17 protein-coding genes are annotated in these 13,595 nt (G+C 65.8%); 4 read left to right on the forward strand and 13 right to left on the reverse strand.

What is annotated here, in order from left to right; all coding sequences use genetic code 11:
- Positions 1-105 precede the first annotated feature (105 nt).
- Entirely contained in the window at positions 106-2,001 is a 1,896-nt protein-coding gene (gene dxs, locus CAG34_RS19915; protein WP_085591992.1) for a 1-deoxy-D-xylulose-5-phosphate synthase, read from the forward strand.
- Positions 2,002-2,133: 132 nt separating this feature from the next.
- Here the strand turns inward: dxs and CAG34_RS19920 are convergent, their stop codons facing one another.
- From CAG34_RS19920 to nrdR, 12 genes are all read right to left on the reverse strand, one after another.
- Entirely contained in the window at positions 2,134-2,946 is an 813-nt protein-coding gene (locus tag CAG34_RS19920; protein ID WP_085591994.1) for a cobalamin-binding protein, read from the reverse strand.
- Entirely contained in the window at positions 2,946-3,365 is a 420-nt protein-coding gene (locus CAG34_RS19925) for an MFS transporter (RefSeq protein ID WP_085591996.1), read from the reverse strand. Before CAG34_RS19925 ends, CAG34_RS19920 begins: the two co-directional genes overlap by 1 nt.
- The gene (ribA, locus tag CAG34_RS19930; protein WP_003260612.1) at positions 3,362-3,979 is read right to left on the reverse strand and encodes a GTP cyclohydrolase II; all 618 of its coding nucleotides are present in this window, start codon (positions 3,977-3,979) and stop codon (positions 3,362-3,364) included. Before ribA ends, CAG34_RS19925 begins: the two co-directional genes overlap by 4 nt.
- Before the next feature lie 264 nt (positions 3,980-4,243).
- Complete coding sequence (locus CAG34_RS19935; RefSeq protein WP_085591998.1) at positions 4,244-4,987, reverse strand: ABC transporter substrate-binding protein; 744 nt, start codon at positions 4,985-4,987, stop codon at positions 4,244-4,246.
- A 16-nt stretch (positions 4,988-5,003) separates the two neighbouring features.
- A complete protein-coding gene (locus CAG34_RS19940; protein ID WP_004376077.1) occupies positions 5,004-5,507 on the reverse strand; it encodes a phosphatidylglycerophosphatase A in 504 nt (167 codons plus the stop codon).
- Positions 5,504-6,472 carry a thiamine-phosphate kinase gene (gene thiL / locus CAG34_RS19945; RefSeq protein WP_085592000.1) on the reverse strand — a complete coding sequence of 323 codons (969 nt, stop codon included), beginning with the start codon at positions 6,470-6,472 and terminating at the stop codon, positions 5,504-5,506. Before thiL ends, CAG34_RS19940 begins: the two co-directional genes overlap by 4 nt.
- 18 nt (positions 6,473-6,490) lie before the next feature.
- Positions 6,491-6,991 (reverse strand): transcription antitermination factor NusB, encoded by a 501-nt coding sequence (gene nusB, locus CAG34_RS19950; RefSeq protein ID WP_003255393.1) that lies wholly within the window; start codon positions 6,989-6,991, stop codon positions 6,491-6,493.
- The gene (gene ribE, locus CAG34_RS19955) at positions 6,988-7,464 is read right to left on the reverse strand and encodes a 6,7-dimethyl-8-ribityllumazine synthase (protein WP_003255395.1); all 477 of its coding nucleotides are present in this window, start codon (positions 7,462-7,464) and stop codon (positions 6,988-6,990) included. The genes nusB and ribE overlap by 4 nt, the downstream gene beginning before the upstream one ends.
- Positions 7,465-7,556: 92 nt before the next feature.
- The gene (ribBA, locus tag CAG34_RS19960; protein WP_016484697.1) at positions 7,557-8,648 is read right to left on the reverse strand and encodes a bifunctional 3,4-dihydroxy-2-butanone-4-phosphate synthase/GTP cyclohydrolase II; all 1,092 of its coding nucleotides are present in this window, start codon (positions 8,646-8,648) and stop codon (positions 7,557-7,559) included.
- Positions 8,649-8,666: 18 nt separating this feature from the next.
- The gene (locus tag CAG34_RS19965) at positions 8,667-9,332 is read right to left on the reverse strand and encodes a riboflavin synthase (RefSeq protein WP_060499542.1); all 666 of its coding nucleotides are present in this window, start codon (positions 9,330-9,332) and stop codon (positions 8,667-8,669) included.
- Between the two features lie 42 nt (positions 9,333-9,374).
- A complete protein-coding gene (gene ribD, locus CAG34_RS19970) occupies positions 9,375-10,505 on the reverse strand; it encodes a bifunctional diaminohydroxyphosphoribosylaminopyrimidine deaminase/5-amino-6-(5-phosphoribosylamino)uracil reductase RibD (protein ID WP_085592002.1) in 1,131 nt (376 codons plus the stop codon).
- Between the two features lie 2 nt (positions 10,506-10,507).
- Positions 10,508-10,972, reverse strand: coding sequence for a transcriptional regulator NrdR (gene nrdR, locus CAG34_RS19975; RefSeq protein WP_003255402.1), 465 nt, complete (start codon positions 10,970-10,972; stop codon positions 10,508-10,510).
- A gap of 106 nt (positions 10,973-11,078) precedes the next feature.
- Between nrdR and CAG34_RS19980 the strand changes: the two genes are divergently transcribed.
- Genes CAG34_RS19980 through trxA form a run of 3 tightly spaced genes read left to right on the forward strand, consistent with a single transcriptional unit; the run spans position 11,079 to position 13,107 of the window.
- Complete coding sequence (locus CAG34_RS19980) at positions 11,079-11,531, forward strand: YbaY family lipoprotein (RefSeq protein WP_025337521.1); 453 nt, start codon at positions 11,079-11,081, stop codon at positions 11,529-11,531.
- Positions 11,532-12,203 (forward strand): methyltransferase, encoded by a 672-nt coding sequence (locus tag CAG34_RS19985; RefSeq protein WP_025337520.1) that lies wholly within the window; start codon positions 11,532-11,534, stop codon positions 12,201-12,203.
- Positions 12,204-12,234: 31 nt separating this feature from the next.
- Positions 12,235-13,107: a thioredoxin gene (trxA, locus tag CAG34_RS19990; RefSeq protein WP_025337519.1), complete on the forward strand. Its 873-nt coding sequence runs from the start codon at positions 12,235-12,237 to the stop codon at positions 13,105-13,107.
- A 138-nt stretch (positions 13,108-13,245) separates the two neighbouring features.
- Here the strand turns inward: trxA and CAG34_RS19995 are convergent, their stop codons facing one another.
- Positions 13,246-13,590 carry a hypothetical protein gene (locus tag CAG34_RS19995; RefSeq protein WP_075044453.1) on the reverse strand — a complete coding sequence of 115 codons (345 nt, stop codon included), beginning with the start codon at positions 13,588-13,590 and terminating at the stop codon, positions 13,246-13,248.
- Positions 13,591-13,595: the final 5 nt, after the last annotated feature.

Raw genomic sequence — 13,595 nt, forward strand, 5'->3', positions numbered from 1 at the left:
CGATAGGCTGCAAAGCAGCCCCGATGCTACACCCGTCTGAATGGGCAGTATTTCCTACAATGGGGTAAACTGCCGCGTCTTCACACACCTATAACGACTCGCCTGATGCCCACGACGTTTCAAGAGATCCCCCGCGAACGCCCGGTCACGCCGTTGCTCGACCGCGCTGACACGCCTGCCGGCCTGCGCCGGCTGGCCGAAGCCGACCTGGAGACCCTGGCCGACGAACTGCGCCAGGAACTGCTCTACACCGTGGGTCAGACCGGTGGGCATTTTGGTGCCGGCCTGGGTGTCATCGAGCTGACCATCGCCCTGCACTACGTCTTCGACACCCCCGACGACCGGCTGGTGTGGGACGTGGGCCACCAGGCCTACCCGCACAAGATCCTCACCGGGCGCCGTAACCGCATGCTCAGCCTGCGCCAGAAGGACGGCATCGCCGCCTTCCCGCGCCGCAGCGAGAGCGAGTACGACACCTTCGGCGTCGGCCACTCCAGCACCTCGATCAGCGCCGCACTGGGCATGGCCATTGCCGCCCGCCTGCAGAACAGCAACCGCAAGTCGATCGCGGTAATCGGCGACGGCGCGCTGACCGCCGGCATGGCCTTCGAGGCGTTGAACCACGCCCAGGAAGTCAACGCCGACATGCTGGTGATCCTCAACGACAACGACATGTCGATTTCGCGCAATGTCGGCGGCCTGTCCAACTACCTGGCCAAGATCCTCTCCAGCCGCACCTACGCGAGCATGCGCGAAGGCAGCAAGAAAGTGCTGTCGCGCCTGCCGGGCGCCTGGGAAATCGCCCGTCGCACCGAGGAGTACGCCAAAGGCATGCTGGTGCCGGGCACGCTGTTCGAAGAATTGGGCTGGAACTACATCGGCCCGATCGACGGCCACGACCTGCCGACCATGATCGCCACCCTGCGCAACATGCGTGACCTCAAGGGCCCGCAGTTCCTGCACGTGGTGACCAAGAAGGGCAAGGGCTTCGCCCCGGCCGAGATCGACCCGATCGGCTACCACGCCATCACCAAGCTGGAGCCGGCCGACAAACCCGCCGCACCGAAGAAAGCCAGCGGCCCGAAATATTCCGCGGTGTTCGGCCAGTGGCTGTGCGACATGGCTGCCGCCGACAACCGCCTGGTGGGCATTACCCCGGCGATGAAGGAAGGCTCCGACCTGGTCGAGTTCAGCGAGCGCTACCCGGAGCGTTACTTCGACGTGGCGATCGCCGAGCAGCATGCCGTGACCCTGGCGGCCGGCATGGCTTGCGAGGGCAGCAAGCCGGTGGTGGCGATCTACTCTACCTTCCTGCAGCGCGCCTACGACCAGCTGATCCACGACGTGGCGGTACAGAACCTCGACGTGCTGTTCGCCATCGACCGCGCCGGCCTGGTCGGCGAAGACGGCCCGACCCATGCGGGCAGCTACGATCTGTCGTACCTGCGCTGCATCCCGGGCATGCTGGTGATGACCCCAAGCGACGAGAACGAGCTGCGCAAGATGCTCAGCACCGGCCACCTGTACAACGGCCCGGCGGCTGTGCGCTACCCGCGTGGCACCGGCCCGAACGCGCCGATCAGTGGTGACCTGGAACCGCTGGAAATCGGCAAGGGCGTGGTCCGTCGCCAGGGCGAGAAAGTCGCCTTGCTGGTGTTCGGCGTGCAACTGGCCGAGGCCATGCAGGTAGCTGAGCAGATCAACGCTACCGTGGTCGACATGCGCTTCGTCAAACCGCTGGACGAGGCACTGGTGCTGGAACTGGCCGCAAGCCATGAGCTGCTGGTGACCATCGAAGAAAACGCCATCATGGGCGGTGCCGGTGCGGCTGTGGGTGAGTTCCTGGCCAGCCAGGCGATCGTGAAACCGCTGCTGCACCTGGGGTTGCCGGACATCTATGTCGAGCATGCCAAGCCTGCGCAGATGCTGGCTGAGTGTGGGCTTGATGCGGCTGGGATCGGGGCTTCGGTGAAGGCCCGCATGGCCAGGCTCGGCCTGTAATCCCCGGGGGCCGCTTTGCGGCCCAATCGCCGGCAAGCCAGCTCCCACCTCGACCGCGCCAGCCTCAAGTCATGCGCTATCCCTGTGGGAGCCTGGCTTGCCAGCGATCGATGGCGCAGCCCTCGCAGAACCTCACCTGGGCGTTGGTGCTTTAGCCTCGAGCAGCGCACACAAGCGCGCCGTAGCTTCGATCATCTGCCCACTAGGCCGCTCCAGGCCTTTGTCGGGCACCACCAGTAAACGATCATCGGCAACCGCACGCAGTTGCGGCCAGGCCTTCCAACTCTCCAGCTGCGCCTCATCACCTGCCAGAATGACCTGCGGGTTGCGCAGCAGCACAGACTCCACATTTACCTGCGGCGCCGGCTGGGTGAGATCGGCGAAGACATTACGCGCGCCGCAAACGGCCAGGGCATCGCTGACCACCTGCCGGCCACCGAGCGTATACAGCGGTCGGTCCCAGACCTGGTAGAACACCTGCAGGGGCTCGTCCCGTCGATACTGCTGGCGCAGCTGCCGCAGCCGGTCACGCAGGGCCTGGGCATACCGATGGCCCTGTTCGGCACGGCCGATACGTTCGGCGATGGCTTCGATCTGCTCGATCAGCTGGTCGATGTCATGGGGTTCTGCGCTGTACGTTGCGATGCCCAGGCGCTTGAGCTGGCCACGTTGGGCCGGCGACACACTGCCCGGCCACAGCAGCAACAGGTCGGGGCGAAGGCTGAGCAAGCGTTCGAGGTCCAGCTGCCCCTGGCGCCCCACCGAGGGCAGCTCGCGCAGCGCCGCCGGCCGTTCGCCACCGTCGAGCACACCTACCAGCAGGTCATCGGCCTGCAGTTCGAGCATGATCTCGCTCATCGACGGGGCCAGGCTGACCACCCGCAGGGGTTCGGCGGCCAGTGCGGAACAGACGAACAGCGCCAGCAGGCCGGGCAGCAGGCGCATCAGCCGAGCTGGCGTGGAATGCGATAGAGGTACAGCACAACTGCGGTGGACAACGCCAGCAGGATCTGCGGCACCGCCTCGAGGCCGACCAGCACCGACAAGGCGGCGACCCAGGCCGGGAAGCAGGCATACAGCATGGCCAGGCGCCGCACCCGCGCCAGCTCGATCCAGGCGGCAGGCTCTTCGCCAGTGCCGAGCACCTTGGACGTGGCGATGAGGGCGCGCTTGTAGGCACCGAAGCGCGGCAGGCTGAGGAACATGGTCGCCGCGCCGGCAATGAACAGTGGCATGGCCAGCACCGAGGCCAGCCCATCCCCGCCACCGAAGGCCCAGGCCATCACTGGCAGCGGCACCAGGCCCACCGCCAGGTACTGCCACCAGGCCAGCGCCAGGCGCCGCTTGACCTCGGCGCGGGTCACGCCTGAGGCACCTCGCCCTGGTGCTCGTTACCCAGCATGTGGCCCAGCTTGCCGGCCTTGGTTGCCAGGTAGTAGCGGTTGTGCGGGTTGTGCCCGGTGTGCAGTGGTACGCGCTCGGCGACGACGATGTTCATGTCGGTCAGGGCTTTGACCTTGCGCGGGTTGTTGGTCATCAGGCGCAGCGACTTCACGCCCAGGTGCTCCAGCATCGGCAGGCACATGGCGTAGTCGCGCTGGTCGGCGGCAAAGCCCAGGCGCTCGTTGGCCTCGACGGTATCGGCGCCACCATCCTGCAGCTCGTAGGCTCGAATCTTGTTCAGCAGGCCGATGCCACGGCCTTCCTGACGCAGGTACAGCAGCACGCCACGGCCTTCACGGGCGATGGCCTGCAGCGCGGCTTCCAGCTGCGAGCCGCAGTCGCAGCGCTGGCTGAACAGGGCATCGCCGGTCAGGCACTCGGAGTGCAGGCGCCCCAGCACCGGCTGGCCGTCCGCGATGTCACCCAGGCTGAGCACCACGTGCTCACGGCCAGTGGCTTCGTCGAGGAAGCCATGCATGGTGAAGGTCGCGAAGGGAGTCGGGAGTTTAGAGGCGGCAACAAAGACGACGGGCACGTTGTGCTCCTGGAATAAGTTGAAAATTTCTCGTGGGCCGATTGTATCAGCAGGTTGGGGGATGTGGGCTGGCTGAATACCGTGGCTTAAGATCGAAAAGTTCGATGCTTATTAGGCCATCGATCAACCCTGCCCCCTACGCGGGCTTCTGTGGGAGCGGGTTTACCCGCGAAGAAGGTAACGCGGCGCCTGGCACCGGCTTCGCCGGTGTTCGCGGGTAAACCCGCTCCCACAGGGACCGCACAGGCCTTGGTGCTCTGCGCCTCAATGCGGTTTGCTATCCGGGCTGAACGGATACGGCTGCTGCCAGTGCTCGAAGATCGGCTTCAGCTCGCCACTGCGCACCAGCTCGGCCATGCGCTTGTCGAACAGGTCGCGCAGGGCCTTGGCCTGTGCGTTGCGGGCAAAGGCCAGGTACAGCGGCAGCTCGGCCACATGGGTGCGGCGGAAACGCTCGGGTTGGGAGGTCTGGCCGAGCACGTAGTCGACCTCGGTCAGCGCATCGATGTAGTAGTCCACGCGGTCATGCTCGAGCATCGGCAAAATGCCTTCGCGGCGCTGGACTTCGCGAAAGTCATGCACATTGGGCAGGTAGCTGCCGAAGTCGTAGCCTCGCACCCAGGCCAGGCGGTAATGGCCTATGGTCTGCTGGGTAGGCACAGGCTTGCTGACCAGCCCCAGGGCGTAGATGTGGTCCATGTCGAAGTGCCAGCGCGGGTACAGGTTGTCGTCGTTCTCGTCCTTGTACGAGCCTACCCAGGCGTCAGCCTCGCCACGCTTGACCAGCCCGATCGCACGGCTGTAAGGCGCGCTCTGGGTCACGACCTTGACCCCGGCCGGCTCGAACACCTTGCGCAGCACGTCCCAGGCTACCCCGGTACCGTCGGCGTTGGTGTAGTCGAGCCACTCTTCGCTGACCAGGTGGATCTGCTTCGGCATACCTTCGGCAGCCGCCGCCCACGGGGCAAAGCTCAGCAGCATTGCCAGCAGCACCGTCCTCATGGCCATTCACACGCTCCCTGTATCAGGCAACCGCCCACACCAGAACCTGCATCCCCAGCCAGGCAAACACGCCGGCCAGGATATCGTCGAGCATGATCCCGACGCCCCCATGCACATGGCGGTCGACCCAGCGGATCGGCCACGGCTTGAGGATGTCGAAAAAGCGGAACATCAGGAACCCCGCCAGCAGCCACTGCCAGCCTTCCGGCACCAGCCAGAGGGTTATCCACATGCCGACGATCTCGTCCCAGACAATGCCTTCATGGTCGTGCACGCGCAGGTCATTGGCGACCTTGCCGCAGAGCCAGAAGCCGAACAGCATGCTCACGCCCAGCAACAGCCAGTAGCCCCAGTCGGGCAGCATCTGCCACAGCGGGATGAACGGTATGGCCACCAGCGAGCCCCAGGTGCCCGGCGCCTTGGGCAAGGTGCCGGAACCGAAACCGAAGGCGATGAAGTGCCACGGGTTGCGCCAGACCGAAGGCGGAACGAACTCCGCAGGCACCTGGTTGGGGTGATCGGTCACGGTGTCTCCCTAAAATGTTGATAGCCGCGTTGCCGCGGGGTGATGTCCTGGCCCTGCTGGTCGCGCAGGCTGACACCCTGCCCTTCGAGCACCCGCCCGATGACATGGAACGCAGCCAGGCCTTGTGCCTGCAGGGATGAAAGCTCGGCTGGCGGCAAGGTGAACGCCAGCACATAGTCGTCGCCACCGGTCAGCGCCGCCTGCACGGCGGCCTCGGCACCGAGGAACCCCTGCAGAGCGGCTGACACCGGTACCTGCTCCAGGTTCACCTCGAGCGCCACACGGGAGGCCTTGGCGATATGCCCGCAGTCGGCCAGCAAGCCGTCGGAAATATCCAGCGCCGAGGTGGCACGCCCGCGCAGCAGTTGGCCCAGGGCGAACTGTGGCGATGGCGACCAGTAATGGTCGAGCAACGGCTGCGCCAGCGCGGCATCGGCCTGGCGCTGGCCCAGCACCAGCGGCAAGGCACCCGCCGCATTGCCCAGCTCACCGCCCACGCACAGCAAGTCGCCCGGGCGAGCCCCGCCACGGCGCAACGCCTGCCCCGCCGGAACCCGGCCGAACACGGTCATGGTGATACTCAGGGGGCCACGGGTGGTATCGCCACCGATCAGGCTCAGCTGGCAGTGGCCGGCCATGCGGTTGAGGCCGCTGGCATAGGCTTGCAGCCAGTCGGTGCTGACCTCGGGCAAGGTCAGGGCAAGGGTGAAACCGATGGGGGTGGCGCCCATGGCAGCCAGGTCGCTGGCCGCCACGGCCAGCGAGCGCTGGCCGAGCAACCAGGGGTCGCACACAGCCGGAAAATGCACCCCGGCAACCAGGGTGTCGGTGGACACCGCCAGTTGCTCGCCGGCGGGAAGGCTCAGCAGGGCGCAGTCGTCACCGATGCCCAGGGCCACGCCTTCACCGCCTTGCGCACAGGGCGCGGCGGCGAAGTAATGGCTGATCAGCTCGAACTCACCCATGGTCCGCAAGCGCCAGGATCAGCGCTTGTTCGCCTTGACTTCTGCTTCGCGCAGGGCCGGGGCGAGCTTGTCCAGCACGCCGTTGACGAACTTGTGGCCGTCGGTGGCGCCGAAGACCTTGGCCAGTTCCACCCCTTCGTTGATCACTACGCGGTACGGCACGTCAACGCGCTTGATCAGTTCCCAGGTGGACAGGCGCAGCACGGCCAGCTCGACCGGGTCGAGCTCTTCCAATGCGATGGTCATGCACGGCACCAACGCTTTGTCGATTTCGCCCTTGATTGCCGGGACCCCATGCAGGATCTCGCGGAAATAGGCACCGTCGACATCGGTGAAATCGTTATCGACCCGGAACTGCGCTTCGATCTCGTTCAGCGAATGCTGCGCCATGTGCCACTGGTACAGTGCCTGGGTCGCGAGCTTGCGGGCTTCGCGGCGCTTGGCGCTCTTCGATGGCTTGCCGGCATCCGCAGGTTTTGGATCGCGCGGGTTGAAACGATCGCTTTCGTCGCTAATCACTTGGCCTCCAACTGCGCCAGCAGGCTGACCATTTCCAGAGCGGACAGGGCAGCTTCAGCACCTTTGTTGCCGGCCTTGGTGCCGGAACGCTCGATGGCCTGTTCGATGGAGTCGACGGTCAGTACGCCGAAGGCCACCGGAACACCGAACTCCATGGACACCTGGGCCAGGCCCTTGGTGCATTCGCCCGCCACGTATTCGAAGTGCGGGGTACCACCACGGATCACGGCGCCCAGGGCGATGATCGCGTCGTAGGCGCCTTGCTGGGCGACCTTCTGTGCCACCAGCGGGATTTCGAATGCACCCGGGGCACGGATGATGGTGATGTCGCTTTCGCTGACACCGTGGCGTACCAGGGCGTCAACGGCACCGCTTACCAGGCTTTCGACGACGAAGCTGTTGAAGCGGCCAACCACCAAAGCATAGCGACCTTTGGGGGCGATGAAGGTACCTTCGATGGTCTTCAGGGTCATTCCGATATTCTCATCTTCAAGAGCGAGGCCGCATGCTGGCGGCCTCGACAGGGGTATGGACTCGAGCTGGAGGGCGTCACTGCCGCCTCAAGTCACTCGGAGGGCACGTATTCTACAACTTCCAGATCGAATCCGGATATCGCGTTGAACTTCATCGGCGAACTCATCAGGCGCATCTTGCGCACACCAAGGTCACGCAGGATCTGCGAACCGGCACCCACGGTGCTGTAGGTGGTCGGTGCCTTGGCGGGTGCATCGCCCGCGCTTTCGCGGATGTGCGCCAGCAGCACGTCGCCGTCCAGCGGGTGGCCCAGCAGCAATACCACGCCGCTGCCGGCCTCGGCCACGGCGGCCATGGCGGCGCGCAGGCTCCAGCGGCCCGGTTGCTTGACCAGCAGCAGGTCGCGCAGCGGGTCCATGTTGTGCACGCGCACCAGGGTCGGCTCTTCGGCGCAGATCTTGCCCAGGGTCAGGGCCATGTGCACGTCGCCTTCCACCGCGTCGCGGTAGGTGACCAGGTTGAACTCGCCCAGCTCGCTCTCCACCGGTTGCTCGGAGACGCGCTGCACGGTGCGCTCGTGGATCATGCGGTAGTGGATCAGGTCGGCGATGGTGCCGATCTTCAGGCCGTGCTCGGCGGCGAACACTTCCAGCTCGGCGCGGCGCGACATGGTGCCGTCGTCGTTCATCACTTCGCAGATCACGCCGCTCGGCTCGAAACCGGCCATGCGCGCCAGGTCGCACGCGGCCTCGGTGTGGCCGGCACGGGCCAGGGTACCGCCAGGCTGGGCCATCAGCGGGAAGATGTGGCCTGGGCTGACGATGTCTTCGGCCTTGGCGTCCTTGGCAGCGGCCGCCTGCACGGTGCGTGCACGGTCAGCGGCGGAGATGCCGGTGGTGACACCTTCGGCGGCTTCGATCGACACGGTGAACTTGGTGCCGAAGCCCGAGCCGTTGCGCGGCGCCATCAGCGGCAGCTTCAGCGTTTCGCAACGCTCGCGGGTCATCGGCATGCAGATCAGGCCACGGGCGTGCTTGGCCATGAAGTTGATGTGCTCGGGCAGGCAGCACTCGGCTGCCATGATGATGTCGCCCTCGTTTTCGCGGTCTTCGTCATCCATGAGGATGACCATTTTGCCCTGGCGGATGTCTTCGACCAGTTCTTCGATGCTGTTGAGCGCCACGCGGCACCCCCTTCTCAATCAGGATTTCAAGAAGCCGTTGGCGGCCAGGAAGCTTTCGGTAATGCCACTGCCCTTGCTCGGTTCGGCGGCCTTGTCACCCAGCAGCAAACGCTCCAGGTAACGGGCCAGCAGGTCGACCTCAAGGTTTACCCGACGCCCTGCACGGTAGTCGGCCATGATGGTTTCGGACAGGGTGTGCGGGACAATGGTCAGCTCGAACTCGGCGCCATTGACCTCGTTGACCGTCAGGCTGGTGCCGTCGACGGTGATCGAACCCTTGTGGGCGATGTACTTGGCCAGTTCCTTCGGTGCGCGCACGCGGAACTGGATGGCGCGGGCGTTATCGCTGCGCGAGATGATTTCGCCGACCCCGTCGACGTGGCCGCTGACCAGGTGCCCGCCCAGCCGGGTGGTGGGGGTCAGGGCTTTTTCAAGGTTGACCTTGCTGCCGCTCTTGAGGTCGATGAAGGCGGTGCGCTTGAGGGTTTCGACGCTGACGTCGGCCCAGAAGCCGTCACCCGGCAGTTCGACGGCGGTCAGGCACACGCCGTTGACGGCGATGCTGTCGCCGAGCTTGACGTCATCCAGGTCGAGCTTGCCGGTTTCGACGTAGACGCGCACGTCGCCACCCTTGGGGGTCAGGCTGCGGATGGTGCCGATGGATTCGATGATGCCGGTGAACATGGGGTCTTCCTCAAAAACGGTTTGCGCGGGGCAAGCCTGGCATTATACGCCGGGCGCCGGCAGGGGGATGGCCGTGACCCGCCAGTCATCGCCCACTGCGCGCATTTCGGTAATTTTCAGCCGCGGCGCTTCGCTCATCTTGTCCAGTGGCCAGTCCAGCAGCGGGCGGGCCTGGGAACCGAGGAAAGTGCCAGCGACGAACAACTGGTACTCGTCGATCAGGCCTTGCCGGGCGAAGGCGCCGACCAGGCCGGCACCGGCTTCCAGCAGGATTTCGTTGACGCCACGGGTTGCCAGGGCCTGCAGCAGCGCCGGCAGGTCTACCTGGCCATTGTCACCCGGCAGGCTGAGCAGTTCGTGGCCGGCAGCGGCATAGCGCGGGTCATCTGCGACAGCGGTCACCACCAACGCCGGGCCAGCCTGGAAGAACGGTGCATCCAGCGGCAGGCGCAGGCGGCCATCGACCAGCACGCGCAGCGGTGTGCGGCTGAGTGCCAGGGCGGTGGTTTCGGCGTCCAGGCCCAGCTCGGTGCCGCGCACGGTCATCCGCGCGTTATCGGCCAACACGCTGGCGGCGCTGGTCAGCACCACGCTGGAGCGGGCGCGCAGGCGCTGCACCGCCGAACGGGCGGCCGGGCCGGTGATCCACTGGCTTTCGCCACTGGCCATGGCGGTGCGGCCATCCAGGCTCATGGCCAGCTTGGCGCGAACGAACGGCAGGCCGTGCTCCATGCGTTTGAGGAAACCGGGGTTGAGTGCGCGGGCCTCGGCCTCGAGCACGCCGCTGGCCACTTCGATACCGGCCTCGGCCAGGCGCCGCAGACCCTGCCCCGCCACTTGCGGGTTGGGGTCCTGCATGGCGGCTACCACCCGTGCCACGCCGGCCTTGACCAGCGCTTCGGCGCACGGCGGCGTACGGCCATGGTGGCTGCACGGCTCGAGGGTGACATAGGCACAGGCGCCACGGGCACGCTCACCAGCCTGTCGCAGGGCATGCACTTCGGCATGCGGCTCGCCGGCGCGCACATGCCAGCCTTCACCGACCACCTCGCCATCGCGCACGATCACGCAGCCTACGCGCGGGTTCGGGTGGGTGGTGTACAGGCCCTTGCGCGCCAGCTCCAGCGCGCGGGCCATGTAGTGGGCGTCGAGGATGGCAGCTTGGCTGGGCATGGTCACTCTTTAGCTGGCTCGCGAGCCAGGCGGTCGATTTCTTCGCGGAACTCGTCGAGGTCCTGGAAGCGGCGGTAAACCGAGGCAAAACGGATATAGGCCACTTCGTCGAGTTTGCGCAGCTCGGCCATGACCATCTCACCCACCACCAGCGATTTGACTTCACGCTCGCCGGTGGCACGCAGGCGGCTCTTGATATGCGCCAGCGCAGCTTCAAGGCGCTCGACGCTGACCGGGCGTTTTTCCAGTGCCCGCTGCATGCCGGCGCGCAGTTTTTCTTCGTCGAAGGGTTGGCGCGTGCCGTCCTGCTTGATCAGCCGGGGCAGCACCAGCTCGGCGGTTTCGAAGGTGGTGAAGCGCTCGCCGCAGGCGACGCATTCGCGGCGGCGACGCACCTGCTCGCCCTCGGCGACGAGGCGAGAGTCGATGACCTTGGTGTCGTTGGCACCGCAAAAGGGACAGTGCATGGTGGCAGGCAACAAAAAAAGGGAGGGCCATGGTAGCGCATCCCACTGGCAAGACAAGCCAAAGGGGTTAACATCCATGGGAAATCTGCCCGTGAAGGACTACCCCATGCACTACCGAGCGCTCGTCGTGCTGTGCTGCGCCGCCCTGCTCGCCGCCTGCGGCAGCGACAGGCCGAAGCCCGACACCCCTCCGGCCCCCACGCCAGCCCGCACGGCCAAGCCGGCCGCAGTGCTGGGCCCGCTGCCGGCCTACCAGCGCGAGCTGAGCGGCACCTTGCTGGCAATCCCGGCCGGTGCCGACGTGGAGCTGGCCTTGCTGGTCATCGACGAACGCGACCGCCCACAACGCCTGCTGGCCAGCAGCAACCTGACCGGCACCGGCCAGGCCCTGCCCTACCAACTGCGCTTCAACCCCGAGGCCTTCCCCGCCGGTGCCCGGGTCGAGCTGCGCGGCCGCGCCAGCAGCTCTGGCCAGCTGATCATGCACCTGCCGCCGGTGCGCATTACCCAGGCCCAGACCCAGGCCATCGGCCCGCTGCGTTTCGAGAAGGCGCCGTAAGTGGCGCCAGTCTCCCTACAACAGCCCCTGCAACAGGCCCTCAGCGGCCTGATCGGCGAAGCGCGCCTTGTCGTCAGCGAACTGCCCGGCTGCGACCTCAAGCTGTGGCTGATCGACGACCAGAACATGGACCGCGCCTTCAGCAGCGAAGAGACCCGGCGCATTCTTGAAGAACCGCCCTACTGGAGCTTCTGCTGGGCCAGCGGCCTGGCCATGGCCCGTTACCTGGCCGAGCACCCGGAATGGGTAGCCGGCAAGCGCGTGCTGGACTTTGGCGCCGGCTCCGGTATCGCCGGTATTGCCGCCGCCCGCGCCGGTGCGCTGGAAGTGGTGGCCTGCGACCTCGACCCGCTGGCACTCGATGCCTGCCGCGCGAATGCCGCGCTGAACGGGGTGGAACTGGGCTACAGCAGCGATTTCTTCGCCGAAGACGATCGCTTCGATCTGATCCTGGTTGCCGACGTGCTGTACGACCGCGCCAACCTGCCGCTGCTGGATGCCTTCCTCGGCCGTGGGCGCCAGGCGCTGGTGGCCGACTCGCGGGTACGCGACTTCAGCCACCCGCTGTACCAGCAACTGGGCGTGCTGGAAGCGCTGACCCTGCCGGACCTGGCCGAGCCGCACGAATTCCGCCGGGTCAGCCTGTACCACGCCAGCCGCGACACCTTATAGTGGTGTTATCCACGAGTTTGCGAGAGTCGCGATGACCCAAGACACGCCTTACATTTTCGACGCTACCGATGCCACCTTCCAGCAACTGGTTATCGAGAACTCCTTCCACAAACCGGTGCTGGTGGACTTCTGGGCCGAGTGGTGCGCGCCGTGCAAGGCACTGATGCCACTGCTGGCGAAGATCGCAGAGGGTTACCAGGGCGAGCTGCTGCTGGCCAAGATCAACTGTGACGTGGAGCAACAGGTGGTTGCCCAGTTCGGCATCCGCAGCCTACCGACCGTGGTGCTGTTCAAGGACGGCCAGCCGGTGGACGGCTTTGCCGGTGCGCAGCCAGAATCGGCGATCCGCGCCATGCTCGAGCCACACGTGCAACTGCCCGCCGCACCCAGCGCATCGCCGCTGGAGCAGGCCAAGGGGCTGTTTGCCGAAAGCCGTTTTGCCGAGGCCGAAGCACTGTTGCAGGCACTGCTGGGTGAGGACAACAGCAATGCCGAGGCGCTGATCCTGTATGCCCGTTGCCTGGCCGAGCGCGGGGAGCTGGGTGAAGCCCAGGTGGTGCTGGATGCGGTCAAGACCGACGAGCACAAGGCTGCGCTGGCCGGCGCCAAGGCCCAGCTGACCTTCCTGCGCCAGGCTGCCAGCCTGCCGGAAGTGGCCGACCTGAAAAGCCGCCTGGCACAGAACCCTCAGGATGACGAGGCGGCCTATCAGCTGAGCATCCAGCAGCTGGCGCGCCAGCAGTATGAAGCGGCGCTGGAAGGGTTGCTGAAGCTGTTCCAGCGTAACCGTGGCTATGAGAACGGGCTGCCGCAGAAAGCGTTGCTGCAAGTGTTCGAGCTGCTGGGCGGTGATCACCCGCTGGTCGGCGTGTATCGTCGCAAGTTGTCGGCGGCGATGTTCTGACCTGAGGCCTATTGCGAGGGCTTTGCCCTCGTTCGCGGGCACGCCCGCTCCCACAGGGTACGCACTGAATTCAATACCGGTGGTATACCTGTGGGAGCGGGCAAGCCCGCGAACGAGGCCAGCACAGGCAATACAGATTTATCCCACCCAGTGATACACCGGCGCATCCACGCCACTTTCCACCTTGACTTCACTGCTATGCCGCAAGCGCACCAGCAGCCGTTTACCCGCCGCCGTACTCCCGGCCAGCCCTTCCAGCCGATCCAGCAATTCCGGCCCGCTCATCTGCCCTGCCAGGCGCAACACCTCACGCGCCGCAGTCCATTGCCCGTCATCCTGACGAGTTGTCGCCACGGTTTCCGTTGTTGCGGTCTGTGCCACCGCGGGCAATTCGATCTGCCGCCCCAGTTGCGCCCACTCTTCAGGCGCCAGCTCGATGGTCAGATCCACAGGCCAGTCACCAATCTGTCCACGAATTCTCATGCTGC

It is taken from the genome of Pseudomonas sp. B14(2017), assembly GCF_002113255.1.
Lineage (GTDB): Bacteria > Pseudomonadota > Gammaproteobacteria > Pseudomonadales > Pseudomonadaceae > Aquipseudomonas > Aquipseudomonas putida_Z.